21 protein-coding genes are annotated in these 25,166 nt (G+C 37.4%); 8 read left to right on the top strand and 13 right to left on the bottom strand.

Translation table 11 applies throughout. The annotated features are described in order from the left end of the window. The first annotated feature begins 210 nt into the window (after positions 1 to 210). A complete protein-coding gene (locus PR767_RS07265; RefSeq protein WP_109911324.1) occupies positions 211 to 687 on the top strand; it encodes a YbaK/prolyl-tRNA synthetase associated domain-containing protein in 477 nt (158 codons plus the stop codon). Positions 688 to 741: 54 nt separating this feature from the next. Here PR767_RS07265 and PR767_RS07260 read toward each other — a convergent pair whose 3' ends face one another. Then, positions 742 to 1,383: a CatB-related O-acetyltransferase gene (locus PR767_RS07260; protein WP_109911002.1), complete on the bottom strand. Its 642-nt coding sequence runs from the start codon at positions 1,381 to 1,383 to the stop codon at positions 742 to 744. Between the two features lie 333 nt (positions 1,384 to 1,716). Between PR767_RS07260 and PR767_RS07255 the strand changes: the two genes are divergently transcribed. Further along, positions 1,717 to 4,950, top strand: a complete 3,234-nt coding sequence (locus tag PR767_RS07255) for a M66 family metalloprotease (protein ID WP_272520067.1) — start codon at positions 1,717 to 1,719, stop codon at positions 4,948 to 4,950. A 69-nt stretch (positions 4,951 to 5,019) separates the two neighbouring features. On the opposite strand, the gene PR767_RS07250 is transcribed toward PR767_RS07255, so the two are convergent. Together PR767_RS07250 and gndA are read right to left on the bottom strand one after the other, a co-directional pair. Continuing rightward, positions 5,020 to 6,216 carry a multidrug effflux MFS transporter gene (locus tag PR767_RS07250; protein ID WP_109911000.1) on the bottom strand — a complete coding sequence of 399 codons (1,197 nt, stop codon included), beginning with the start codon at positions 6,214 to 6,216 and terminating at the stop codon, positions 5,020 to 5,022. 136 nt (positions 6,217 to 6,352) lie between these two features. Beyond that, the gene (gene gndA / locus PR767_RS07245; protein WP_004909277.1) at positions 6,353 to 7,759 is read right to left on the bottom strand and encodes an NADP-dependent phosphogluconate dehydrogenase; all 1,407 of its coding nucleotides are present in this window, start codon (positions 7,757 to 7,759) and stop codon (positions 6,353 to 6,355) included. 242 nt (positions 7,760 to 8,001) lie between these two features. Between gndA and PR767_RS07240 the strand changes: the two genes are divergently transcribed. Then, entirely contained in the window at positions 8,002 to 9,585 is a 1,584-nt protein-coding gene (locus tag PR767_RS07240; RefSeq protein ID WP_004909274.1) for a TerC family protein, read from the top strand. 182 nt (positions 9,586 to 9,767) lie between these two features. After that, positions 9,768 to 10,148: a hypothetical protein gene (locus PR767_RS07235; RefSeq protein ID WP_117162167.1), complete on the top strand. Its 381-nt coding sequence runs from the start codon at positions 9,768 to 9,770 to the stop codon at positions 10,146 to 10,148. 199 nt (positions 10,149 to 10,347) lie between these two features. Here the strand turns inward: PR767_RS07235 and asmA are convergent, their stop codons facing one another. The 6 genes from asmA to apbC form a co-directional block, all read right to left on the bottom strand. Next, on the bottom strand, positions 10,348 to 12,186 hold the full coding sequence (asmA, locus tag PR767_RS07230; protein ID WP_123382134.1) for an outer membrane assembly protein AsmA: 1,839 nt from the start codon (positions 12,184 to 12,186) through the stop codon (positions 10,348 to 10,350). A gap of 127 nt (positions 12,187 to 12,313) precedes the next feature. After that, on the bottom strand, positions 12,314 to 12,895 hold the full coding sequence (gene dcd, locus PR767_RS07225; RefSeq protein WP_004909269.1) for a dCTP deaminase: 582 nt from the start codon (positions 12,893 to 12,895) through the stop codon (positions 12,314 to 12,316). A gap of 38 nt (positions 12,896 to 12,933) precedes the next feature. Continuing rightward, the gene (gene udk, locus PR767_RS07220; RefSeq protein WP_004256495.1) at positions 12,934 to 13,578 is read right to left on the bottom strand and encodes a uridine kinase; all 645 of its coding nucleotides are present in this window, start codon (positions 13,576 to 13,578) and stop codon (positions 12,934 to 12,936) included. A 178-nt stretch (positions 13,579 to 13,756) separates the two neighbouring features. Then, entirely contained in the window at positions 13,757 to 14,713 is a 957-nt protein-coding gene (gene htpX / locus PR767_RS07215) for a zinc metalloprotease HtpX (protein WP_272520066.1), read from the bottom strand. A gap of 86 nt (positions 14,714 to 14,799) precedes the next feature. Beyond that, positions 14,800 to 15,360, bottom strand: coding sequence for a LemA family protein (locus tag PR767_RS07210; protein WP_004909264.1), 561 nt, complete (start codon positions 15,358 to 15,360; stop codon positions 14,800 to 14,802). A gap of 207 nt (positions 15,361 to 15,567) precedes the next feature. Beyond that, positions 15,568 to 16,680, bottom strand: a complete 1,113-nt coding sequence (gene apbC, locus PR767_RS07205; RefSeq protein WP_004256506.1) for an iron-sulfur cluster carrier protein ApbC — start codon at positions 16,678 to 16,680, stop codon at positions 15,568 to 15,570. Positions 16,681 to 16,942: 262 nt separating this feature from the next. Here apbC and metG point away from each other — a divergent pair, with 262 nt between their 5' ends. The 4 genes from metG (at position 16,943) to cdd (ending at position 21,368) form a co-directional block, all read left to right on the top strand. After that, entirely contained in the window at positions 16,943 to 18,970 is a 2,028-nt protein-coding gene (metG, locus tag PR767_RS07200) for a methionine--tRNA ligase (RefSeq protein WP_272520065.1), read from the top strand. 143 nt (positions 18,971 to 19,113) lie between these two features. Further along, positions 19,114 to 19,581: a CidA/LrgA family protein gene (locus tag PR767_RS07195; RefSeq protein ID WP_004256512.1), complete on the top strand. Its 468-nt coding sequence runs from the start codon at positions 19,114 to 19,116 to the stop codon at positions 19,579 to 19,581. Then, positions 19,581 to 20,276 (top strand): CidB/LrgB family autolysis modulator, encoded by a 696-nt coding sequence (locus PR767_RS07190; protein WP_004256514.1) that lies wholly within the window; start codon positions 19,581 to 19,583, stop codon positions 20,274 to 20,276. The genes PR767_RS07195 and PR767_RS07190 overlap by 1 nt, the downstream gene beginning before the upstream one ends. 204 nt (positions 20,277 to 20,480) lie before the next feature. Then, a complete protein-coding gene (gene cdd / locus PR767_RS07185; protein WP_110731803.1) occupies positions 20,481 to 21,368 on the top strand; it encodes a cytidine deaminase in 888 nt (295 codons plus the stop codon). A gap of 119 nt (positions 21,369 to 21,487) precedes the next feature. Here cdd and PR767_RS07180 read toward each other — a convergent pair whose 3' ends face one another. From PR767_RS07180 to PR767_RS07165, 4 genes are read right to left on the bottom strand one after another with little or no spacing between them, the layout of a single operon-like run. Next, complete coding sequence (locus PR767_RS07180) at positions 21,488 to 23,539, bottom strand: hypothetical protein (protein ID WP_272520064.1); 2,052 nt, start codon at positions 23,537 to 23,539, stop codon at positions 21,488 to 21,490. After that, positions 23,532 to 23,948, bottom strand: a complete 417-nt coding sequence (locus PR767_RS07175; RefSeq protein WP_272520063.1) for a hypothetical protein — start codon at positions 23,946 to 23,948, stop codon at positions 23,532 to 23,534. Before PR767_RS07175 ends, PR767_RS07180 begins: the two co-directional genes overlap by 8 nt. Positions 23,949 to 23,971: 23 nt before the next feature. Beyond that, positions 23,972 to 24,256, bottom strand: coding sequence for a hypothetical protein (locus tag PR767_RS07170; RefSeq protein WP_272520062.1), 285 nt, complete (start codon positions 24,254 to 24,256; stop codon positions 23,972 to 23,974). A 59-nt stretch (positions 24,257 to 24,315) separates the two neighbouring features. Further along, positions 24,316 to 24,939: a hypothetical protein gene (locus tag PR767_RS07165; RefSeq protein ID WP_004909242.1), complete on the bottom strand. Its 624-nt coding sequence runs from the start codon at positions 24,937 to 24,939 to the stop codon at positions 24,316 to 24,318. Positions 24,940 to 25,166: the final 227 nt, after the last annotated feature.

The raw sequence follows: 25,166 nt of genomic DNA, 5'->3' as shown, positions 1-25,166 counted from the left end.
TTCAATTTGCTCGTGACTGAATAAATACCCAAGAATATTAGTAATAACAGACACAAAATACATCTGATACTTATTTTTTAATATTTCACCTATTTTAACGCTTTAGCAGCCTTCGGCCCCAAGGTTGTATCTACTTCCAAACTTGTTATCATTCCCTGTTATTGATGTGGTTTTAAAGGGAAAAAAACAGTGTCTGAAAATTCTATTTTTATGCAACTCACACAATTACTTGATAAAAATAATGCCAAATATCGTGTGATGGAACATTCCACTGCGGGGAAATCAGAAGAAGTGGCAAAAATACGTGGCACGCAACTTGGGCAAGGGGCAAAAGGATTAGTATGCCATGTCAAAGGAAATGGTATACGCCAACACGTACTGGCAATTTTACCTGCCGATAAACAAGCTGATTTGAGTAAAATTGCCACAGCAATTGGCGGGACTCGTGCATCTTTAGCAAGCCCAAAAGAAGTCGATGAGCTCACTCAATGCGTATTTGGGGCTATTCCCCCCTTTAGCTTTCATCCCAATTTAAAATTAATTGCTGACCCGCTACTTTTTGAACGTTTTGAGGAACTCGCCTTTAATGCTGGTACATTAGAACGCTCTATTATTTTAAATACAGAAGATTATCAAAGAATAGCAGCGCCTAGTTTAGTTGAATTTATTCGCACAGAAGAAAATTAGTTATATGTAAAAAGGGAGATTCCACAGAATCCCCCTTAACCTTAATAAGAAAAGCTAGCTAATCAATCGCTGGTCATATTTCTGGCTGGCATTTTTTAATGCCACAAAATCGGAACCACAAATAAACCGCTTTAATGCGGTAAATTTTTCCTCCGGCCAATCATAGATTTTCAATGCTAATAGTTCAGTAATGACGTCGTGTGAAAAGCGATAGTTAATCGGCTTTGCAGGGTTCCCCCCAACAATAGAATAAGGCTCGACATCTTTGATCACTACACTATTAGCAGCAATTACAGCTCCTTCACCTATTTTAACTCCGGGCATGATAAAGGCACGCATGCCAACCCAGGCTCCGTCGCCAATCACTGTGTCGCCTTTTCCTACATAAGCTTCTTCAATATATTCAAGAAAAGGATATAAGCAAAACCAATCCATTCGGTGAGTATGGTTCCCTCCCATTAATATCACCGCTTCGCTACCAATACAGACATAATCACCGATATAAAGTTGATCAACATCCCATGCTAGCTGCCAGTCTCGGCTTTGTTCGTCACCTTGTAAATAGCGCACAACTGACTGCTCAAACCCGTTATCCCAACAGTCGCTGTAATAACTATGCTGACCTTTAATATGGATATTGGGATTTTGTACGACCTCATGAAGTAGTTCGTATTTTGACCAATGTTTTTGATTCATGGCACTAAACCTTTTAATTCGTTTATATTTACCATAGAACGCATTCTATGGTGATGCATTCGCGTTCAAAATACACCACCTTTAGCCACTCGAGGTTGTTTTAATAATGGATTCAACATGTTATTCATCCTAACAAACCTGTTATTATTTAAATTACTTGTGCAAATAATATCATAGAAAATAATTTCCATATAATTAATTATCAAATAATAGAAAACAACCGAATAGTATTTAAGACTAACTTTAAAATAAAAAAGTACACAATTAATATATTTTATTATAAATTAAATAAAAATAATTTCAGCATACTGTTAAATAGAAGAAAGATACAAAATGATAGTAAAAAAACCAATAATTCAAAATATTATTAATCAAAACACTTATAATTCATTAACTTCCCATTATTCAACAAACTTAGTCAATAACATTTATGAAATATTTCATATATTAAATAATGAAAATAACGAATCAAACTTGGAAATGATTCTCCATGCAGATAAAACAAGTAATCCACTTATTAACTTAGATAGAAACAACGAAAAAAGCAGTAATGGAATAAAACCGGATAAGGCTATTTACTTTAATAAAAATAAGTTTATTAACCCTTTAACACATAAAGAAATTAGTGACACGAGTGGTGAATTAAAGGGAAGCGTTTATTTCGCTCAAAACTCAATCATTCCTGCTGTGAATCGAATTGAAGGAGATATACAACCTAAATTGGTATCCGGTCGAAAAACTTTAGTCATGTTTAAACCTCAATCATCAATTCAACAAAATGAAAACATTAAATTAAATATTTATGATGAAAATAATAAATTGGTAACTAGTGAAAACCTAAGCCCTCCTACCAAATTACCTAAGATTGTAGACAACAGTACCATAGAGACAAATTTATTGCCTCACCATTTCAAACCACCTAAAAGATTTGATATTTTCATTGAAAATGAAAATCATTTAAATGTTATAGTTTCCAACCAAAAAGCTTTACATTATTTAATTTTAAAAAATAAAATAATACACTTAACATTTAATCATAAATATATGAAGGAAACATTCACACTAAATAATGATGTGAGATATAAAGGAAAAACTATAGTTTTAGAAAACATTCATAAAAAAGACATTAATATTAGCTATGGAAATGAAACAGTCACATTACCAAAAGGTCTCACGATTCAATTTATTTGTGACAATAATGGACGTTGGCTCACTGAAGAAAATGTCAATCTAATCGAATACTGGAAATCACCTGATATTTCAGCACGTAATTTTCCTCCATTTTTCGATTCTGAAATTGAAGGTCTGCCAGATATCGATGTTAGCGAAATTGATGCAAACTTTATGAATGATATCTTGAATGAACATTCAACAATAAAAATAACCAAGGTTGATTATGATACGACTAATAGTTTAATGTTAAAAAGTAATATTAATCATGTATATAAACAAATCCTATTTACCTCAACATCCGATGAGACGACTCTTATTCATACTAAATATAAATGTGTTGAATTAAAAAAAGGAGACTTATATTTATTCAAGTGTGATACTAATGGGGATTGGGAAAATATACCTATCACCAGAGAGATCCCACCGCTAGACTATTCACAACCAGAAAACTATGATTTAACTTTAGATAATAACAAGTCGATTAATGAATCATCTGAAAATAAAAAAAACTTATTGGAATTATTAAAAAACAATGAATCAATAAAAATTGCTACAAGTGACGGGAACTGGGCTCGTGACTTTACACTTATGGCAGATAATGACCTTCATAATAAAAAAATCCTTTTCAGCTCTAGTGCCTACTATGATAGCCATATTCATTATGGAAATAAAAGTTTAAAACTAGGAACGGGTGAAAGTGTTCTTTTTATTTATGATTTACATAAAAAATGGTTCCCTATTTATCTTAATAACGAACCTTATATCGCAAAGAATGACGATTCAACGAGTAATTTGGAATATATTGAAAATACATGGTCAACGACAATTTCTGAAGAGTATATTCACCCTGATATAAAGCTAGAGTTTGTTTTGAAAGAGCAAAAAGGAACACTATCAAATATTGATATTGGCGCCCCAAATGAATTACTGGTCAATACATTAGATATTGGCCTACTTACCCCCCCAAGGGATGTACTTCTTTTCCAAGAAAAACCCGAGCTTAATCGGCAATATTACCAAACTATTCCCGTTAAAAATTTTATTGTTTCTCGCTATGAGCCAATTCACCTTACAAAAGTAGTGATGCCTAATGGCCAAGTTTTCACCGATAAAGCAACAGGAAAAGGAGGCGCGTATAGCGGCAATATGAGGGAGTCGATAACCAAACGTTTTTATGCCGATGGCATTAATCTAGCAAATTATGGTGTAAACAGTTCAGCTTCTGATGCTGAGTCATTTAATCCTACGAGCCAAATAACTGCCTATAATTCTGTTGGGGTATATGAGAATGGGAGGGTTATTCATGGCTGGTCAGGCGGCGGTGGAAAAGCAACGTTAAATAGAACCGATAGTAATGAGCTTAGTCATGAATTTGGCCATAACTTTGGCCTAAGTGATTACTATGGGGGCACAGAAGGAGGAACACATGCAACTGCCGATAAAAAGAATTCAACATGGCTATGGGATCCTTATAATAACTATTTTATTCCAAATACCTATCAAGATGGTTCATTAAACCATGACGCAATGAGTGGTGGGGAAGCTTACAATCCCAAATACAATGCCTATACCGCATACACACCAAATTCCCTTGTTGCTATCCAAAAAAAATTAAAAAGCAATTATACTTTTAGCTCAGAATCATCGACGGGATATAAAAAATGGGATCCGAATATAAAAAAATTGGTTGACGCTAAATTAGATCTTTCCAATTTCAATATCATTAATTTTTCCCCAAAAAATGGTTCTGATATTACAACTGATCGCATAAATGAACTGTTAAAAAAAAGTAACTTAGTCTATCTTTGCCAAGGAAATGGCTATTATGCACCGAATATTAGTCTCCCAGCAGCATCCGAGCATAATAAAAATAGCATTATCAAGATAAAGTCATATGCACAATGGAATAGCAAAATACATGTCAATAATAAGGTGGAGACAATCACCAAAAATGATTTATTTTGCTATCGTTCAGATGGGGTCAGTTGGAAACGAATTTCGGAACCAGAATCTGCTATTCATAAAAAAGCCAGAAAACAGGGTGTAGAGGTTGTCACTTTAATGGGCTTCTATGATCCTGAAGGAACCATTGATAGCTATATTTATCCCCCTTCATTTGGTTCTTATGGCATGGTTTATCAAAATGATGCGCGAGTTAATACTGATTCCCCCTACCTAGAGGTGATTTTTAACGACGGGAACAAAATACAATATCAGCTTAATAACTTCCGTGGCAATAAAGATATGATGAATAAATTCCATATTAATATTGAACACGGTTTAATCCCAATTGAGACTAAGCTGTATATTAATAATAAAATGGTTCATTCAAGACCTATTGAAATTAAAGAGAATCGGTTTCTCACTACGATTAATGGCACTATTGTTGAATAAATAATCCAATCCTGTCACTGGTTATATCCAACAACCAGTGACATCTTGATGTATCAATAAAAATAGTTTTTAACCCGCCTTAGTCAGTGAATGGCTAGCAAATGATAAACTCGTTTTTCTTGCTATTAGCCCAAACAGACAACCGACTAACATCACTATTGCTAAGGATAATCTTGGGGCAATGGGCAAACCGATTGCACAAAGCCCAAGAGCTGCCCCTCCGGCCATTTGTACAAAACCAACTAACGCAGAAGCGGTTCCTGCTTCCTGACCAAAAGGTTCTAAAGCATAACTAGTTGCCGTTCCCATCATAAAGGCCAGCCCTGTACAAGCACAGGCGACAGGTAACATATAGACTAACCAATGGCTTTGTATTTCTACCGGCAATACGACAAAACCTAGCAATAATCCTAAGCAACCAAGTGCCATCATTAAACTACCCACTAATAAACAGGTTGGTCGCCCTATTTTATGAATAAAGTAATTAGCGATATAACTGGCAAACATGATCCAAAAACCATTAATACCAAATACAATAGAAAACGCTAGCGGAGATAACTGCGCATCCCCCATCAGTACAGTTGGTGCAAGTGACACATAAGTTAATGCCATACCCATCGTGCCTGCGTTCACTAAGGCAAAAATAATAAATTGATAATTTCCTAAAATTCGCCAATAGGTTTTCAGCGGAATAATCTTTGCTTTAGGTAAATTAGCTGGCCGTGTTTCCGGTAAAAAAGCAACAGTTAGCACTAATATAACCAACGCATACAAAGCAAGAAACCAGAACGGTGCCCGCCAGCCCCATGCCTCTGCCAGCAAACCTCCGAGTAGTGGAGCTAATGCTGGAACAATATTTAATGTCCCATTTAAGAAACCAAAAGCGCGAGCGGCTTCCGTACCATTCATTCGGTCACGTACACAACTAAATGCCACTACCGAAGTACAACAAACCGCAACACCTTGCAATAAACGTGATGCAATAAATACCGTAGGTGCTGTTGCTACAATAGCAACACCTGCACCAATGATGTACAACAGCATACCCGCAATCGCGACAGGTTTTCGCCCATATCTATCGACTAATGGGCCCGAAATCAATTGCCCTAACCCCAGAACAAGAATGAACAATGCTATCGTTGACTGGATCACCGACTCACTGCTACCTAACTCCTTCGCAATATCAGGTATTGTTGGTAAATATAAATCAATCCCTAATGGACCAAGTAAGACTAATAAAAGTAATAAGATAAGAAAATTACGCATAAACCATGCCTAGACTCGATAAAATGTAATTTAGAAAATACTCATAATTATAAATTCAACATTTTACGGTGCTTAAAAGTCAAAAAAGGCGCTAAACTTAGCGCCTTTCATGTCATCAACAATCAATGATGACGGATTATTCCATCCATTCAGTATGGAAAACGCCGTCTTTATCAGTACGCTTATAAGTGTGAGCACCGAAGTAGTCGCGCTGCGCTTGGATTAAGTTTGCAGGCAATACCGCTGAACGGTAGCTATCATAATAAGAAATAGCAGCTGAGAATGTTGGTGTTGGGATACCATTTTGTACACCATAGCACACCACATCACGCAGTGCTTGCTGGTATTCGTCAGCAATTTGTTTAAAGTATGGCGCTAACAACAAGTTGGCAATTTTTGCATCTTGGTTATACGCATCAGTGATTTTTTGTAGGAACTGCGCACGAATGATACAGCCTGCACGGAATATTTTTGCGATTTCACCGTAGTTTAAATCCCAATTATATTCTTCTGATGCCGCTTTCAGCTGTTGGAAGCCTTGTGCATAAGACACAATTTTACCTAAATACAGTGCGCGGCGAACTTTTTCAATAAACTCTTTTTTATCGCCTTCAACCGCTTTCAGTACTGGACCTGTTAATACTTTAGAAGCTGCAACACGCTGATCTTTTAAGAAAGAAATATAACGTGCAAATACAGATTCAGTAATTAACGTCAGAGGGATACCTAAATCCAGCGCACTCTGGCTAGTCCATTTACCGGTACCTTTATTAGCCGCTTCATCAAGAATCACGTCAACCAGATATTTACCATCTTCATCTTTTTTCTTGAAGATATCTGCTGTGATTTCAATTAAATAGCTACTCAGTTCACCTTTGTTCCACTCAGCAAAGATGCCAGCTAATTCTTCGTTGCTCAGGTTCAATGAACCTTTTAATAATGAATAGGCTTCTGCGATTAATTGCATATCACCGTATTCAATACCGTTGTGAACCATTTTAACATAGTGGCCCGCACCATCTGCACCAATATAGGTCACACAAGGTTCACCTTCTGCTTGTGCTGCAATTTCTTTTAAGATTGGTGCAACTAACTCATAAGCTTCTTTCTGACCACCAGGCATAATTGAAGGACCTTTTAATGCGCCTTCTTCACCACCTGAAACACCAGTACCGATGAAATTAAAACCTTGCTCAGATAATTCACGATTACGACGGATAGTGTCAGTAAATAAGGTATTACCACCGTCAATTAAAATATCCCCTTTGTCCAGATGAGGAGTCAGCGAGGCAATTGTTTTGTCCGTTGCTTCACCCGCTTTTACCATCAACAAGATGCGGCGAGGTTTTTCCAGAGAGTCAACAAACTCTTCAATTGTATAGTTGGGAACTAATTTTTTCCCTGGATTTTCGGCAATCACTTCATCTGTTTTATCTTTAGAACGATTAAAGATAGACACTGAGTAACCACGGCTTTCAATGTTGAGCGCAAGGTTACGCCCCATGACTGCCATTCCGACAACACCAATCTGCTGCTTTGACATGAACAACTCCTGTCTGATTAGGACCAAGTCAGCCTCGACCGTGCTGACATTCTGTTAACGGGATCACATATTAACCTAGGATTGTGTTGCATGGTAGTTATTGATGCAATCGATGACGTATACAAGGCCATTTTTGTCAAGAATTGTCCAACTAACGTTATTTTTTATTGATATTTCGTTCAACAAACCGCATTATTCACTCGTCGGTATAAGCCGTCATATCAGAAGGTAAAACAAACTGTATGGAATGGATCGCAGATCCTTCGATTTGGGCGGGCCTCGCTACCCTTATCGTTCTAGAAATCGTTCTTGGTATTGATAACCTCGTCTTCATCGCCATTCTGGCCGATAAGCTCCCGCCAAAGCTGCGTGATAGAGCCCGTGTAACTGGACTTTTATTAGCCCTGATTATGCGTGTTGTGCTTCTATTTAGCCTGTCATGGCTCATTACCCTCACGAAACCGATATTAACTCTCTTTGATCACGCCTTTAGTGCTCGAGACCTAATTATGTTGGTGGGTGGTTTATTCCTCTTGTTTAAAGCCACAATGGAGCTAAACGAGCGGTTGGAGGGGAAAGACGAACACACCAATACCCAAAGAAAGACATCTAATTTCTGGGCTGTTGTTGCACAAATTATTGTTCTTGATGCTGTATTCTCACTAGACTCCGTGATCACCGCTGTCGGTATGGTTGACCATATCGGTGTAATGATTGCAGCTGTGACCATTGCAATGGCATTAATGATTTGGGCAAGTAAACCGTTAACGAGCTTTGTTAACCAGCACCCAACCATTGTCATACTGTGTTTGAGCTTCTTACTGATGATTGGTTTCAGCTTAGTTGCCGAAGGGTTTGGCTATGCCATACCGAAAGGTTACTTATACGCTGCAATTGGCTTCTCTATCATGATTGAAGTCCTAAACCAATTTGCCCAATTTAATCGACGTAAATTCCTTAAAGGCTCACGTCCACTACGTGAACGTACAGCAGAGGCGGTATTACGCATTCTTAGCGGTAATAACGAACGTGGAGAATTAGACCCACATACTTCTGATCTTATCGCTGATAATCAATCCGTTTTTGACCCACAAGAGCGTTTAATGATTGCTCGAGTGCTCGGTATGGCACAACGTAACGTAGAAAGCATTATGACTTCACGCCATGATGTGGATTATCTCGACATTAATAAATCATCTTCAGATTTACTGCAATTAATGGAGAAAAACCCACACTCGCGTTTAGTGGTCATTGATGAAACTATCAGCGATGAACCTGTTGGGGTAGTACATGTAATGGATTTGGTTAAACAGCAATTAAAAGGCCAACCATTAAACTTACGTGCATTGATTACCCAACCATTGATATTCCCAGAAGGGTTGTCTCTGTTAAAAGCGTTAGAGCAGTTTCGTAAGGCGCATACTCACTTTGCCTTTGTTGTGGATGAGTTTGGTTCTATCGAAGGTATCGTGACATTGACTGATGTAATGGAAACGATCGCAGGTAACTTGCCGGTTGGTGATGAAGAAAATGACTCACGCCACGACATTCAAAAACTGGATGATGGTACTTGGATTGCCAACGGCTTTATGCCACTTGAAGACCTGATCATGTTTATCCCTATGGAATTAGACGATAAACGTGAGTATGAAACGATTGCGGGTCTTTTAATGGAACACTTACAACGTGTTCCTGAAGTGGGTGAACAAGTGACAATTAACGGTTGTATATTCCAACCTCTTGAGGTTAACAGCCACCGAGTCAATAAAGTGTTAATCACTCCACCAGCCCCTGAGGGGGATGGCTATGAGTTTGAAGATGACTAATTAGCACGTGCTTTTTGACTAAATACCAGCCTATATGGCTGGTATTTTTTTGCCTAAAACCTATAGATATCAACCTTTAGACGATTAAGCGCAAAATAGTGGCGTTTTTTAAAAGAAAAATACATTCAAAGCTTGAATAATTCAGCGTATTAAATACAACTAATTTAAACGAAGGTCACATTGTGAAAATAAAAACTAGCCAATCAAATAGCAGTACGATCCAAGTGCCTAGTACAAGTACAAAAAAAAAATCAGAAAATATAGCAGTTACAGCAATAAGCATTAATAATAACGTTAAATGTTGCCCTGTACTGATTAAAGAGAACAGTAATAATTTAATCACTAATCAAAGTGATAAATTACAAAAAACACCAGAAAAAACAAATAATTTCAATAAAATAAGTAAATTGAGCACCCAAATCACCAAATTAATTATAACTATACATGATATTAACACTGAGCAATTTAATCCGAATGACTCTTCATTTTTTCAAAATTTATCGGATAAAATGATTCAACTAAATAATGATCTTTCTGATTACAAAAATAAAATAAGTTCATAAAAAGAGAAAACACCCATTTAAGGGCGCTTCAGACTGCTGACAAACCTATTATGTTTGGCAGCAAATCTAATAGATTTTGAAAATAAATTAGGAAAATCAATAAATTGATTTTCGGCTGATAACACAAGGCGGGAAAAACCACGCTTTTATCCCGCTTTGTCAACAACCTCAAACGCCCATTTAAGGGCGTTTTGTTATCTTAAAGGGCATTCAATAAATCATTGAGTCCTTTATTTTCTTCTTTCTTCAAGAAGTTACCAAGCGCTTCTTTAGCTTGTGTACGTAACTCATTACGCAGTAATTTTTCGACATCTAATTGGTATTTCAAATTATGCCAATTACCATAAATTCGCAGTGGAATGGTCATGGCTTGCAATTGTTGAACTAAACGTGAATCCCCACCCCAGCCATTGGCAATATTAACCCCTAAATTGACATCAATGGTTTCATTAGGGATATTCATACGGCCTTGCCCACTGATGTTAACTAAGGATGACATCGCATTCATAGAGGAAATGTTCAACGTACCTTTATTTAATTTACCTGCCACAGTGAAAGAATCAACCTCAGTGACGTTCCCCGTATTCACGGGCGCATTAATTTTACTGGTTACTCTGGAAACCGATTGCTGAATTAATAACGGAATATTCAATCCCTGTAATTTGGCATTTCTTAACTCAAAATTAACAGGCCCTTGCCACTGGTTTTTCACTGCATTGTCATCATAACCCACACCCGATAACGCCGCATTTAACGAAATTATTCCACTTAATTTTTGTGGCATATTGAAGGCTTTTAATAATGGAGTTAAATCGATATTTTTTAAATCTGGTTTTGCTGAAACATAAGCGGGAGTTGAACTGTAATTAAATGTCACCGGTATTGAAAAATCACCACCAAATGCCTTACCTTGTAATTTTGAAACAGTTAAACGAGGTGTTTGGTTTTGTGCCTCAAAAACTACATCACTAACCGTCATTCCACGATAGATTAACTGCTTAATGGCTAAATTGATATCGGCGGAAAATGCCTGCAAGCCTGATAAATCATACTGTTGAGGATTTGCACCAGAAATAACAGGCTTAACACCAACACGGTTATTATTCGTCTCTGATTCTACACTGGTACTGGCAGGCGCTGTTCCTAATAGATTATCTAAATCTAATTTCTCGGCGACTAAATTAACCCTAATTTCTGGGGTATTCGTTAATTGGATACTGCCATTACCTGATAGGCCACTTTCGTTAGCTGTTATTAACAAATTGCTTAAACTCGCACTTTCCACTTTCCCTTTGGTATATAGGAAATCACTTGTTATTTGCCCTTCAATTCCACTTTCAGGTAAATCAACACCACTCAATTTATAGTCAAACTGAGTTAATTTGCCACTAATCCTTTGATTAATATCTGATAAATCGATATCTGCGCGTAGATTAAATACAAACTCTTGTTGGTTTTTATTTAGATTTCCACTGAATTTAACTGCGACCTGTTTTTTATCACTTTTCTTCAGTGATAAATCAATGTTGCGCAGATTAAATTCATCTTTAGCAGTTTGCCAAATAACTAAGCTATTAGAAATATTAATTTTTTCTATATCTAATAACCAGTCACTTTTCTCTTGTGCAGAGGTTGATGTTGGCACACCACCAGGCGCTACAGGGGCGTTACGGTGAGTTTGGATTTCGCTATCGGGTGTCTTGCGGATAACAGCACCATCAATAACAATTTGCTCAACAGAGAGTTTATGGGAAATGAGAGGCCATAATTCAACATCTAAGCGCATATTATCTGCACTTAGTATGGGTTTAGCCGCATTCGGCGCAGTAAGAGAAACAGGCCCAGTAATAATGCTTAAGGTTGGCCACACATGCCAACGCATATCACCGTTGAATTCAAGTTGATAACCACTTTTTTTCTCTACTTGTTCAACAATATAATGACGGAAATCATTCGGGTTCACTAACATTACGAGTGTTGTTAACCCAGCAACAATTACCACAAGTAAAATAATCAGTGTCGTCAAAAAACGTTTCATCCTTCCCTCTCTTAAATTCCGCTTGCGCTCGCCACAAAAATGAACTCACACCTATCCCTGAAAATGGGCGGAAATTACCGGTTTAATCTCCATTAAACACAACAATTTCCGCAAAGTTCACCGGTTATCAGTCTTCACTGATACGGCTACCAACAGCACCTTGTTGGTTTTTATATTTAGCATCTTGTCGGCTATTATAAGGGCGATCGGCACTGCCAGATAACGGCTCAAAGCTTAATGCACCAATCACCATGCCGGGACGCAATGCTAACGGTAATTTACCTGAATTATAAAATTCTAACACGATTTGCCCATGCCAACCGGGATCAATTCGATGTGCGGTTACGTGTACCATCAAACCTAGTCTCGCTAATGAAGAGCGCCCGTCTAACCAACCTACAAGGTTATCAGGGAGCGTAACAGACTCAAGCGTCACTGCAAGTGCTAATTCTCCTGGGTGCAGGAAAAATGGCTCATCCTCATCAAGAACAATTTCATCGCTCATGACGCGATCTAATGCGGCATTAACCTCATCTTTAGGGCCACTAAGGTCAATAAATGCAGCAGTGTGTCCTCGAAAAACGCGGAATTGATTTCCCAAACGAACATCTGCAGTTGCACCATTGATTCGTTCAACTGGTGGGCGTGGGCTAATAACTAATTTACCATCATCCATCCATTGAATAATATCGCGGTCACAAAGACGCATGGTTGTTTCCCCCTTCATTATTTTAATTTCTGCGCGGTTTAATCTTGACAGAATTCGCCAATTTTCGCTTTCAAGATATCAATCGCTACACGGTTTTTCCCACCGCGAGGAACAATGATATCGGCATATTGCTTTGATGGCTCAATAAATTGCAAAAACATTGGGCGAACCGTTTTATTATATTGGTCAATAACGGAATCAAGCGTTCTGCCCCTTTCATTTACATCACGTTTAATACGGCGCATCAAGCAAATATCAAGTGGTGTATCAACAAAAATAGAAAAATCCATTTCACCACGTAAGCGTTTATCTGTTAATAACAAAATACCTTCAATGATAATGACTTTTTTAGGTTTGAACGTGATGGTTTTTTGTTTACGTGTATGAGCGACATAGTCGTATTGCGGAATTTCTACTGCTTGGCCACTTTTCAGTGATTTGAGATGTTCATAAAGCAAGCTGTGGTCCATCGAGTTAGGATGGTCATAATTTACTTTAAGGCGTTCTTCCATTGGGACATCGGCTTGGTCTTTGTAATAACAATCTTCTGGAATAACACCGATATTATGATCACCGACCTGTTCTCTTAACTCACGGTATAACGTGCTTGCAATTAAGCTTTTGCCAGATGCAGAGGCTCCCGATATACCTACAATGGTACAGTGATGCGCTATGTCAGTCATAAAATGATAACCTGGTTAAATATTTAGAAATGAGATACACAACAGAAAAATGTTATGTTGGCGGAATTATAGGGGGTAATGGCGTGTTGTTCCAGCATACCTCAACAAAGTTCGCTAAAAAAACACCCATTAGATAGGAAATGCCGTAAATCGGAGCGTACAAAATGTCATTTATACACTAAAACTGTTTTTTTCCTTCTAATACCGCAATGCGATTTTCAATCGAGGGGTGAGTTGAAAACACAGAATCGCCCTTATTAAAAATATAAGCGGCCTTACGGTAAGCTTGCCCTGTGGTACTGTTATCATATTCATGGGTTTCATGATTACCGGAGATTTTTTTCAACGCACTAATCATGGCTTGGTTATCTGCAGTCAAATCCACTGCCGCGGCGTCAGCCATATATTCACGAGTGCGAGATAAATAAAAATAGAGTATTTGGGTTATCCACGGCAAAACAAAATTTAGAACTAATAGGATCATTTGCGCTTTATTAGCGGCATTATTGCGGCTGCGCCCTGCTGTTCGGATAAAAATCTGACTAAATAAATTCGTTACCGTTAAAATCACGTTTGCCAAAATCCCCACATACAGGGTTAATTTTGAATCACCATGAATAATGTGCCCAACTTCATGAGCGAGAACGGCTTGAACTTCTTGCCGATTAAGCGTTTGCAACAAACCTCTGGTTACCCCCACAAGCGCATTACGGTTATTCCACCCTGCCGCAAAAGCATTCGGCTCATCCGTTTCTAAAATATATAAACGGGGAATATAACCTAAACTAGCACTTAAACTTAATTCTTCAATAATATTAAAAAGTTGTTTTTCTTGGGGGCTACTCGCATTTTCTTGGGTTATTTCTCTGGCATTCATCCCAGCTAACATCATTTTATGGCCTCTAAAATGAATATAAATCAACCCAAGAAAGGTTAAGCCTAAAACAATAAAAGTGGCGATAGGTAATTCATGAAGTGTCACAAACATCATCGCATTATCGACTAAGTCAAATTGCTCATTTGGGTGTGTTGCAATATCCGCCAATAAGCCAATAATTAGCATTAAAAAAATATAGCTCATCACCACTAAGCGTGTGCGAATATTATTTTTACGAATGACGTTTCTAAAATCCATAATGTGACCTGTTATCTACCACTCATATAATATCGGAACACCATAAGGCATTCCGATGATTGATAACTTCAAAGGTTAAGCGGTTTTTAATCAAAATTAATACGACGTGATTCCTCAGTCTTGATGGTTTCTTCATCAAGACGCCAATATTCCTTGGAAATTTTTAAGCTAGGAATAATGCCAACAATTAGTGCCGCAGGCATAGACGCAATATACGCATTATAAGTTTCTAATGAGCGGTTATAACCACGTTTAGCAAATGACAATTTATTTTCTGAAGAAACGATTTCTTCTTGTAAATTTGCCATAATTGCATCGGATTTTAGCTCAGGATAAGCTTCAACTGCGACATTAATCGCCCCACTGGTCACCATTTTTGATAATGCATCTTCGGCTTCGCGGGCTTTATCCCCTGTCGCATTTTGTGCTTGTGTCCGTAGTTCAGTAATTTTACTGAACACCTCGGTTTCATGACTTAAATATTTTTTAACTGTTGCCAATAAGCTATCAAATACTTTTCCACGACGGTCTAATTGAACTGAAATTTCTGTTTCACTCGAAATAACAGCTTCTCGCAACGCAACGATACGGTTATAAAAATAAATAACGATCAGCACCACGACAACAATAAAAATTAAAAATTTCATAGTCACCTTTTCGGATTACCCGTAGAAAGAAAACTGATTAAATAACAGATGCGGCTATTCTACGCGAACATGACTCAATAAAGAAATATTCCGCGAACAATTCAGAAAAATAGAAGGCTAAAACAAATGCGTTTAGTAGAGGAAAGTGTCGACAATAAATAAGGCTATTTAGTCATAAACTAAATAGCCTTTTTATTCTATGGCCGATTAAACTGCACGGAAAGAAATTTCTGTTGGGATTTTATCCCCTTCCCAATACATCAAAGCAGAAATTCCTGAAGCAATTTCGCGGTAGATATCGGCAAATTCGCCTTCTGGATCACGCATAACAGTAGGCTGGCCACGGTCAAGGTCTTCACGTAAAGAAATATGCAGAGGAACCTGTCCCAATAATTTAGTATGGTATTTTTCTGCTAATTTCTCAGCACCACCGGTACCAAAAATCGGCTCTACATGCCCACAATTGCTGCAAATATGTGCGCTCATGTTTTCAACCACACCCAGTACTGGGACATTGACTTTCTTAAACATCACAATACCTTTCATGGCATCAACCAAGGCGATATCTTGTGGTGTTGTCACTACCACTGCCCCAGTGACAGGGATATTTTGAGAAAGTGTTAATTGGATATCTCCCGTTCCCGGTGGCATATCGATAACTAAGTAATCCAAATCCGGCCATAGCGTGTCTTGCAGCATCTGCATTAATGCTTTGCTTGCCATTGGGCCACGCCAAACCATGGCGTTGTCATCCGTCACTAAGTAACCGATTGAGTTTGTTGCCAAGCCATACGCCATAATCGGGGCCATATGCTGACCATCTGGAGAGGTTGGGCGCTCTAATGTTGTGCCTAACATATTTGGAATTGATGGGCCGTAAATGTCCGCATCAAGGATCCCCACTTTCGCCCCTTCTTGTGCCAGAGCGAGCGCTAAGTTCACAGAAGTGCTTGATTTACCAACGCCACCTTTACCCGAACTGACGGCTAAGATATTACGAACACCATTAATACCCGGCAAATCATTTGCACGTTTTAATGTCGTGATGTCATGACGCAGTTTCCATTCAACAGCATGAGCGCCTGTTTGTTGCTTCAATTCAGCGGTCTTTTCGCTAATTAAAGTTTGAAACGGCCCTTTCCAAACGAATGGCATAACTAATTCGACATGCAGCACGTTGTCCAACATTGCGCAATGATGTAACGCTTTGATAGAAATCAAATTACGTTGCAGTGTTGGGTGTGTAAATGAAGCCAAAACTTTGGAGACTTGTTCAGTCAGCAGTTCTGGTTTGTTCTGCTCGGGGGATTTATCGTTCATCCCGGCTCCTTTATTTATATTTTTGAACTAGGTACATCCTGAATAATAAGCTACATAAAATTAAACAGATATACTTTGACTGAGATTAATCATAACAGAGAACACAAAAAATAGTGATTACCCCGCATAGTAAAAACCACAAAGAGGTAAAAATTTCTTTTTCGAACAAATTGCCAATTAATATTTTATACCCCTAGCAGCGATGGTTTTGATCGGTTAACATCAAAGACCCTTTTCAAATAATGGAAGTAAGAAAGTTACTATGTCTCAAGTCGCGAATAAATTACTGGTAACCTGTGCGTTACCCTATGCTAACGGTTCAATCCATCTTGGTCATATCCTGGAACATATTCAGGCTGATATTTGGGTCCGTTATCAGCGAATGCGCGGCAAAGAGGTTCACTTTATCTGTGCCGATGACGCGCACGGAACTCCAATCATGCTTAAAGCTCAACAACTTGGCGTAACGCCAGAAGAGATGATTGCGGCAGTGAACCAAGAGCATCAGAACGATTTTGCTGGTTTCGCCATTAGTTATGACAATTATCACTCCACACACAGTGAAGAAAACAAAGTCTTATCAGAGCTAATTTACGGGAAACTGAAAAATAACGGTTTTATTAAGAACCGTACTATTTCACAGCTTTTTGACCCAGAAAAAGGCATGTTCTTACCGGATCGCTTCGTTAAAGGCACTTGTCCAAAATGTAAAGCCGAAGACCAATATGGTGATAACTGTGAAGTCTGTAGCGCAACCTATAGCCCAACAGAACTGATTAACCCACGTTCAGTGATTTCTGGCGCTACACCCGTAATGCGTGATTCAGAACACTTTTTCTTTGATCTTCCTGCATTTAGCGACATGCTTCAAGCGTGGACTCGCTCAGGCGCATTACAAGAACAAGTCGCCAACAAAATGCAAGAATGGTTCGAATCAGGCCTACAACAATGGGATATTACCCGTGATGCACCTTATTTCGGTTTTGAAATTCCTGATGCGCCGGGTAAATATTTCTATGTTTGGTTAGATGCGCCTATCGGTTACATGGGCTCCTTTAAAAACCTGTGTGACAAACGCGGCGATCTTGATTTTGACGAGTTTTGGAATAAAGATTCGAAAACCGATCTTTACCACTTCATTGGTAAAGATATCGTCTATTTCCACAGCCTGTTCTGGCCTGCCATGTTAGAAGGTAGCCAGTATCGTAAACCAACAAACCTGTTTGTTCATGGTTATGTCACGGTTAATGGGGCAAAAATGTCGAAGTCGCGCGGTACATTTATTACTGCCCGCTCTTACTTAGATCACCTAGATGCCGACTGCTTGCGCTATTACTATGCAGCAAAACTGTCTTCGCGTATTGATGACATCGATTTTAATTTGGAAGATTTCGTCCAGCGCGTCAACAGCGACATCGTCAATAAAGTGGTTAACTTGGCATCACGTAATGCGGGCTTTATTGCTAAACGCTTTGGCGGTCAATTATCAGCAAACCTTGCTGAGCCAGAGTTATACCAACAATTTGTTGATGCCGCTAAAGTTATCGGTGAGGATTATAACAACCGTGAATATAACAAAGCGATCCGTGAAATCATGGCATTAGCCGATATCGCAAACCGCTATGTTGATGAAAAAGCCCCTTGGGTTGTGGCAAAACAAGAAGGTAAAGATCAAGAGCTGCAAGATATTTGCTCGATGGGCATCAATTTGTTCCGCGTTCTGATGACTTACCTGAAACCTGTTTTACCAGGGCTCACTAAGCGTGCTGAAGCTTTCTTAAATAGTGAATTATCATGGGATGCGATTAACACCCCATTATTGAACCACAGCGTCGCACCATTTAAGGCATTATTTAACCGCATTGAAATGGCAAAAGTGGATGCAATGGTCGAAGCCTCAAAAGAGAGTATCAAACCCGTTCAGCAACTTACGGGGCCGCTAGCCGATGACCCAATTCAAGATACCATCACCTTTGATGACTTTGCGAAAATTGACCTGCGAATTGCATTAATCAAGCAAGCTGATTTTGTTGAAGGCTCAGACAAGCTACTGAAATTACAATTAGATATTGGCGGTGAAACTCGCCAAGTATTTTCTGGTATTCGCTCCGCTTACCCAGACCCTAAAGCTTTAGAAGGCTGTTTAACCGTGATGGTTGCCAACCTCGCACCTCGTAAAATGCGTTTTGGTATTTCTGAAGGTATGGTAATGGCTGCTGGCCCTGGCGGTAAAGATATCTTCTTACTCAGCCCAGACAGTGGTGCACAACCCGGTATGCAAGTTAAATAACCCATACTTGCTCTAGTCTGTTATTCATTAAAAGTGGGAAGCTAAATACTTCCCACTTTTTTATTGGCTTTTTATTGTGATCGGTAGCACAATAATAAAGTTAATTGTATGATGAATAGATATTACATTACAGGACCAGTCTCATGTCATTTAAACAGGTACTGATAACGGGATGGCAATATTTGCGAGCTTTCGCAATACTCTACCTTTGCCTGATTATTGGAAACCTTATCTCAACACTACTTCCATTCTCCATCCCTGGCAGCATTGTCGGCATGTTAATTTTATTCATACTGCTTGCGTTACAAATTATTCCCGCGAAGTGGGCACAACCCGGTTGCAGCATTTTGTTGAAAAATATGACCATCCTGTTTGTTCCTATTGGTGTTGGCATAATGAATTACTATGAATTACTCAGCCAACAAATGGTTCCTATCATCGTTTCCTGTGTGGTTAGTACCTTAATCGTTATGGTCGTTGTCGCCATCAGTTCCAACTATATTCATAAGGAACGCCCTGTCGTTGGGGCTCAACCTGATGACGTTCCTTTACCCCCCGAAGACCCAATTTCTTCGGTCATTAATAATGATAAAACTAAGGGGAATGAATAATGTTAGAACATATTTGGTGGTCATTGCCGCTGACCATTGTGGTGTTTTATTTGGCTCGTAAGCTGTCGACCACATTTAAGTTACCGATTTTAAACCCACTATTAATTACTATTGCGGTATTGATTGCACTACTAGTGATCACGAATACCTCTTATGAGCACTATTTTGCAGGTAGCAAAATACTCAATGATTTACTACAGCCTGCAGTCGTCGCGCTCGCTTTTCCACTTTACGAACAAATGCACCAAATTCGAGCCCAGTGGAAATCTTTATTAAGTATTTGTTTTGCAGGTAGTTTAGTGGCCATGTTTAGCGGTGCCGCCATCGCGTTATGGTTGGGGGCAACCCCTGATATCGCGGGTTCTATTTTGCCTAAATCGGTTACTACCCCTATCGCGATGGCTGTTGCTGATTCGGTTGGTGGGATCCCTGCGATTAGTGCCGCCTGCGTGTTATTTGTTGGGATCTTAGGCGCCATGTTTGGCCATAGCTTATTTGATGTGCTGCGTGTACGAACCCACGCATCAAGGGGACTCGCGATGGGAACCGCTTCCCACGCCCTAGGCACTGCCCGCTGTGCCGAAGTGAATTACATTGAAGGTGCTTACAGTTCCCTTGCATTGATGACCTGTGGGGTTATCACCTCACTTATAGCCCCGTTTATCTTTCCTGTTATTTTACATCTTTTTAGCTAAGCTTAATTCACTAAGCCAATATCCAAGCAAATGAGTAAGAGGAATTTATTAGCCTCTTACTCACTAACACACGGAGAAAACATGAGATATATCTCTCAATTAAAGAATTTGTTTCATATGTTTCATTTAAAATGGTGACTTAAGTCACATATTGTTGAGCGCATTATTGAATAGAATAAAAATAATTAATTAGGGAGGTAACACATGCATTCACGATTTAAGGCCGCTTGGGCCGAACTTCCAGAAAAGTTACAGTCGGTACTTAGACCAATCATTGATAATTCTGATTTCCGAGGTATGTTAACAGCGGAACAAGTCAAACAGATTAAAGCTGAAGCAGGTGTAAGCGACGCTGAATTAGCCTTTGCGTTGTTGCCTTTCGCTGCGGCTTATGCAATTACTCCAATCTCCCATTTTCACGTTGGTGCAATCGCTTGCGGCGCAAGTGGTAATTTATATTTCGGCGCCAATATGGAATTTAGCCATGTTTCAATGGGGCAAGTGATCCATGCAGAACAGTGTGCAGTGACACACTCTTGGATGAAAGGTGAAACGCAGATTACCTCAATTACCGTGAATTACACACCTTGTGGGCACTGCCGCCAATTTATGAATGAATTGCGTGAAGGCGGTAAAATTATGGTGAATTTACCGGGCCGCACACCCGCAGTACTACACCACTATTTACCCGACTCATTTGGGCCGTCTGACCTCAATATTACTACTTTACTACTCGACCCTGTTGACCATGGCTATAAAAACCAAAGCCGTGACCGGTTATTAAGTGCAGCAATTGAGGCTGCAAACCAATCCCATGCACCTTATAGCCGATCCCATTCAGGAATTGCGTTACAATTAAAAGATGGCTCACTGTTTACCGGACGCTACGCAGAAAATGCCGCATTCAACCCAAGTTTACCACCACTGCAAGCCGCTTTAATTATGATTAACCTTGCAGGTAAAGATATTCACGCCATCGACCAAGCTAAGTTTGTTGAAAAACAAGATGCGATTATCAAACATTGGTGTGTGACCGAAAATACATTACAGGCACTAGGTTGCCAAAATATTGAATTAGCTTATTTGGATTAATTTGATATTGATTTAAAAGTAACGGTTATTGCTACTAATATGAATAGTCAGCAATAACCGTTTCATGTTATGACAAACCATCATAAATAATTATTTTTATTATTAGCAATTTTATAATACTAATTAAAATTAAAAGAAGCCCCTGACGAATACCCCCTATAACTAAATTCAGGTACACTTGGTATTGAAGGTATTGAGTATCTATCATTAAATGAATTCATTGAGTTATTCATTGATGACATATTGTCTCTTAGCTGACCAACCATGTTCTCGAAATGACGATTATTTTCTATTGTATCCTTAGGAAAGTCTTTAAATCCTGGCGTTCCCGGAAGAACAACGCTTGGGCGTTCTAAATAATGATTTGTTGGTGTTTCATTTTTATCAACTGTTAATCTATCAAACAGATTTGTTGTACGAGGTGCTAATTGTCTATTCGGTTCGACTTTCGGATAAGTGCTTTCCAATATCGATTTCTCTACCCTATTATGTGGATGCTTAATTGGTGGTGTTGATGGCGCTCCTTGATTGATAGGCTGGGTTTTGGTTTGCGATATTTTGCTCTCAACCCCATAAATATCTAAATCGCTTTTAGGGATAACTTTTTTTAATTCATTCAAGTAGGCTGCTATATCTTCCTTGAGTGTTATTCCACTTTCTACAAAATAATCACCAAAAACAGCCCCCACTTCTTTTATATTATCAATTGTTAATAATGTCTCCCCCCAATTAACATAATATTTTATCGATTCTATCTTTGGGTTTTTAATTATTTCGAGAAACATTTCGTCACTTAAGAAAATAGAAAACTGAAATTCAGCCTGATCATTACCTGCAGATTTTAACATTTCAAGATGAATTTCTTTATGTCTGCTTTCTGGTAAAATCTGGTAAGGGATTGTTAATGTCCATCCATACCTTGATATACCATTACGTTCAAAAGCATTATAATGAATACGTTGTGTTTCTTGTGATGTTAAATCTCCCTTTATAACCCCATCACTATCACTTCGTGATATAAATGTTAAAATAGTTTCTTCTGCCAAATCCAATTTTAATTTATCCAAAATAATTTTACTTTCATTTATTCCATTTTTTTCCAACTCTGTATCTATAAAATTACTTGCAACCTTTCCAGATAAAGATTGTTCTTTAATCAATCCATTTGCAATAACAGCGTATTTGGAACCTTCACTTTCCAAATAATCATAAATAACTTCAGACTTTTGTATCTTTTTAAACTCCTCATATATTCTAATAGCATCATCTTTTTTCGTAACAAACTCATCAGTATAATTACCAACTGACCTTTTTCTCCTTCTATTTTTAATATCTTTTTCCAACACCTCTAATTTGATTTTATTTTTCAAATCAATCTTATCAGAGTAAAATAATTTATTTTCTTGATAGTTTATTAAATCATACACATTCCCTATTTTAATATCCATTTCATCTTTGTATTTAACATACTTCATATGAACAGTATATATTAAATCACAAAGATATTTATCTTTTAATATTATATCTTTCTGCTCTTCAATTAACTCACACCCCCTTTCATACATAAATAGATTATAGTTATTTTTCAAGTACCACGCTATAGGAGTGCCTTTTTTATTAGTATATTTATCATAAATATCCAATAGGGAATTTATAGTTTTAAAATAATGAATCACTTGGCCTTTGAATGAATCACTATTATTTAATTTACTATCCCAATACTCCCCTCTTTCTTCAGTAGTAAAAAATAACATTGCTATATTAGTATCCCAATATCCCATAAACATATTATTTTTTTCTAAAACATGCATATAGTGCTTATAAATATCCTCACTAGATATATTTATAAACCCTCTTTTATCCATATTATTTTTAAACTTACTTTCTATTAACACCATGTACTCTTTAGCTAAATCCTGTTGAACCCTATATAATATTCCTCTTAAATACATGTATTTCAGTTCATCACTATAAACATCTAAACCATAATTAAAGTATAATCGACTTAAGAAACTATGCTCATTATAACTCCCAGGCGCCGTTAATGAATACCTATCCCCCTTGTCAGCAAGATATCTGTAAAACGCTTCCAAATATCCTTCATTTAAAATAGCCTTCAAATTTACAACATCATTATAATTAATTGAAAAACTAGCCATATCTTTACTCATAATATTCATCCTTAATAAAATCAATCACAAAAACCTTAGTTTCTTTCATTATATCTCTCCATTTTTTATGTTTATCAAAACTAAACCTAACCTCTGCTAGTATTCTCACTTCCAATATTGAAAAACTCATATTACAACTTAAATATTTATTTTCTAATGGTAGCCATAAGCATTCTAAGATAGCAATAACTTCATTTTCATTTTCGAACCAAAAAAAAGTTCTTTTCTTTTGAGTTCTTTCTCCACTATATAGTTTTTCAGATATATTATATTCATCAAAATAGTCAACATATTGAAGTTCGGAATCATCGTCATAAAATATTTGACTTCGCTTTCCTAAATATGATGCATTTAGATAATTTCTCATTTTTTGTGTTAATGAATAATCTTTCTCTCGAATTGGTCTCAATATAATTCTTATCGTTTTTTCATCTATTTCAAGGTGGATTTTTTTTTGGAATCAACACTTGTCATATAAGGCCAATGCGTTATTAATGTTAACTCTCTAAAATTAGCATCGCATCCTTCTTTATTTTCAATAAACCTTGGGTCAAAATAGCTATACCCTTCATATTCAGCAAATGGAAAAACATACTCGCTAGGAACTTCTATAATATTCTTATTAAACTGCCCACAGACAAAGCCGGGGCGGTTCTCGCCATTTACAATGCAGGAAAATAATAATAACGGTAGAATTAAACAAAAATATAATTTCATAATAATTGACACCTTAATACTTATATAACATTTAGTTTTCAAACTTATTTAAATGAAAACTATGATTTAGCAGAAGCTAATGTTTTACTCATACGTTCATACCATTTATTAATAATTATTTTCTGTTTTTTAGTGGCCTTCTTTTCCTTTTCTAACATCACTTTCATCAAGCTGTATATTACCGATAATTCATGGCCACGGTCTCCGGAAGCTGCCATAATTTTTTGCCAATAAAATTCTTTTTCTTTTTCATCTAATACAGAAAATACCACACCTAAAACCCAAGCTTCTTCGGGTATTTTATTACGTAACATGACCAGATAGTGTATTTCATCTGCTTCTTTATAAGTCATATCATGAGAGACTTTTTCACCTGTACTCTGTTTCTTCGCTTTTCGCTTCAATACTTGAAGCATTTCTAATGCATGGTCATAATTTATTTTGTCTATCAATGTGTTATTAATTGTTTTGTTTTTTTCTTTCATCACCAAATAAAAATAATCTGTTATAACTCGACCAAAAATTGATGAGCCATATTTGTTTTCATAGAAATAGCTGTCAATATTCCTTAGTGTTTCGATTGGGTTATAGTCTGCTCTTGAATGATTCATTCCTCCTAGAAATGCCATAATAAGTAATATATAAATACGCTTATTTCTTAACACCCCATTAATTAAATTCATAAAACTCCTTAGTGAAAAATGAAATATAAAATAAAATTCAACTTATATAAATTTAAAACTTGCAGCAATATATGATATTTAAAAATATAATTTAACTTTCAGTGAATCCGTTTTTTCTCTCTGTAACTGACTAAAAATAAGAAAAAACATGAAAAAATTGAACCCGCAGAAAAGCTAAACTAACGTTTGAAAACGTAAAAATAACGATGAGACATTCATTATTTGCC

The sequence above is a fragment of the Providencia sp. PROV223 genome, assembly GCF_028479245.1.
GTDB lineage: Bacteria > Pseudomonadota > Gammaproteobacteria > Enterobacterales > Enterobacteriaceae > Providencia > Providencia rettgeri.
This window is presented reverse-complemented; position numbering and strand designations above follow the sequence as displayed.

Bases quoted from the DNA above. Each gene is read 5' to 3' on its own strand.
- PR767_RS07265 (WP_109911324.1), top strand. From the start codon at position 211: ATGCAACTCACACAATTACTTGATAAAAATAATGCCAAATATCGTGTG.
- PR767_RS07260 (WP_109911002.1), bottom strand. From the start codon at position 1,383: ATGAATCAAAAACATTGGTCAAAATACGAACTACTTCATGAGGTCGTA.
- PR767_RS07255 (WP_272520067.1), top strand. From the start codon at position 1,717: ATGATAGTAAAAAAACCAATAATTCAAAATATTATTAATCAAAACACT.
- PR767_RS07250 (WP_109911000.1), bottom strand. From the start codon at position 6,216: ATGCGTAATTTTCTTATCTTATTACTTTTATTAGTCTTACTTGGTCCA.
- gndA (WP_004909277.1), bottom strand. From the start codon at position 7,759: ATGTCAAAGCAGCAGATTGGTGTTGTCGGAATGGCAGTCATGGGGCGT.
- PR767_RS07240 (WP_004909274.1), top strand. From the start codon at position 8,002: ATGGAATGGATCGCAGATCCTTCGATTTGGGCGGGCCTCGCTACCCTT.
- asmA (WP_123382134.1), bottom strand. From the start codon at position 12,186: ATGAAACGTTTTTTGACGACACTGATTATTTTACTTGTGGTAATTGTT.
- dcd (WP_004909269.1), bottom strand. From the start codon at position 12,895: ATGCGTCTTTGTGACCGCGATATTATTCAATGGATGGATGATGGTAAA.
- udk (WP_004256495.1), bottom strand. From the start codon at position 13,578: ATGACTGACATAGCGCATCACTGTACCATTGTAGGTATATCGGGAGCC.
- htpX (WP_272520066.1), bottom strand. From the start codon at position 14,713: ATGGATTTTAGAAACGTCATTCGTAAAAATAATATTCGCACACGCTTA.
- PR767_RS07210 (WP_004909264.1), bottom strand. From the start codon at position 15,360: ATGAAATTTTTAATTTTTATTGTTGTCGTGGTGCTGATCGTTATTTAT.
- apbC (WP_004256506.1), bottom strand. From the start codon at position 16,680: ATGAACGATAAATCCCCCGAGCAGAACAAACCAGAACTGCTGACTGAA.
- metG (WP_272520065.1), top strand. From the start codon at position 16,943: ATGTCTCAAGTCGCGAATAAATTACTGGTAACCTGTGCGTTACCCTAT.
- PR767_RS07195 (WP_004256512.1), top strand. From the start codon at position 19,114: ATGTCATTTAAACAGGTACTGATAACGGGATGGCAATATTTGCGAGCT.
- PR767_RS07190 (WP_004256514.1), top strand. From the start codon at position 19,581: ATGTTAGAACATATTTGGTGGTCATTGCCGCTGACCATTGTGGTGTTT.
- cdd (WP_110731803.1), top strand. From the start codon at position 20,481: ATGCATTCACGATTTAAGGCCGCTTGGGCCGAACTTCCAGAAAAGTTA.
- PR767_RS07180 (WP_272520064.1), bottom strand. From the start codon at position 23,539: ATGAGTAAAGATATGGCTAGTTTTTCAATTAATTATAATGATGTTGTA.
- PR767_RS07170 (WP_272520062.1), bottom strand. From the start codon at position 24,256: ATGAAATTATATTTTTGTTTAATTCTACCGTTATTATTATTTTCCTGC.
- PR767_RS07165 (WP_004909242.1), bottom strand. From the start codon at position 24,939: ATGAATTTAATTAATGGGGTGTTAAGAAATAAGCGTATTTATATATTA.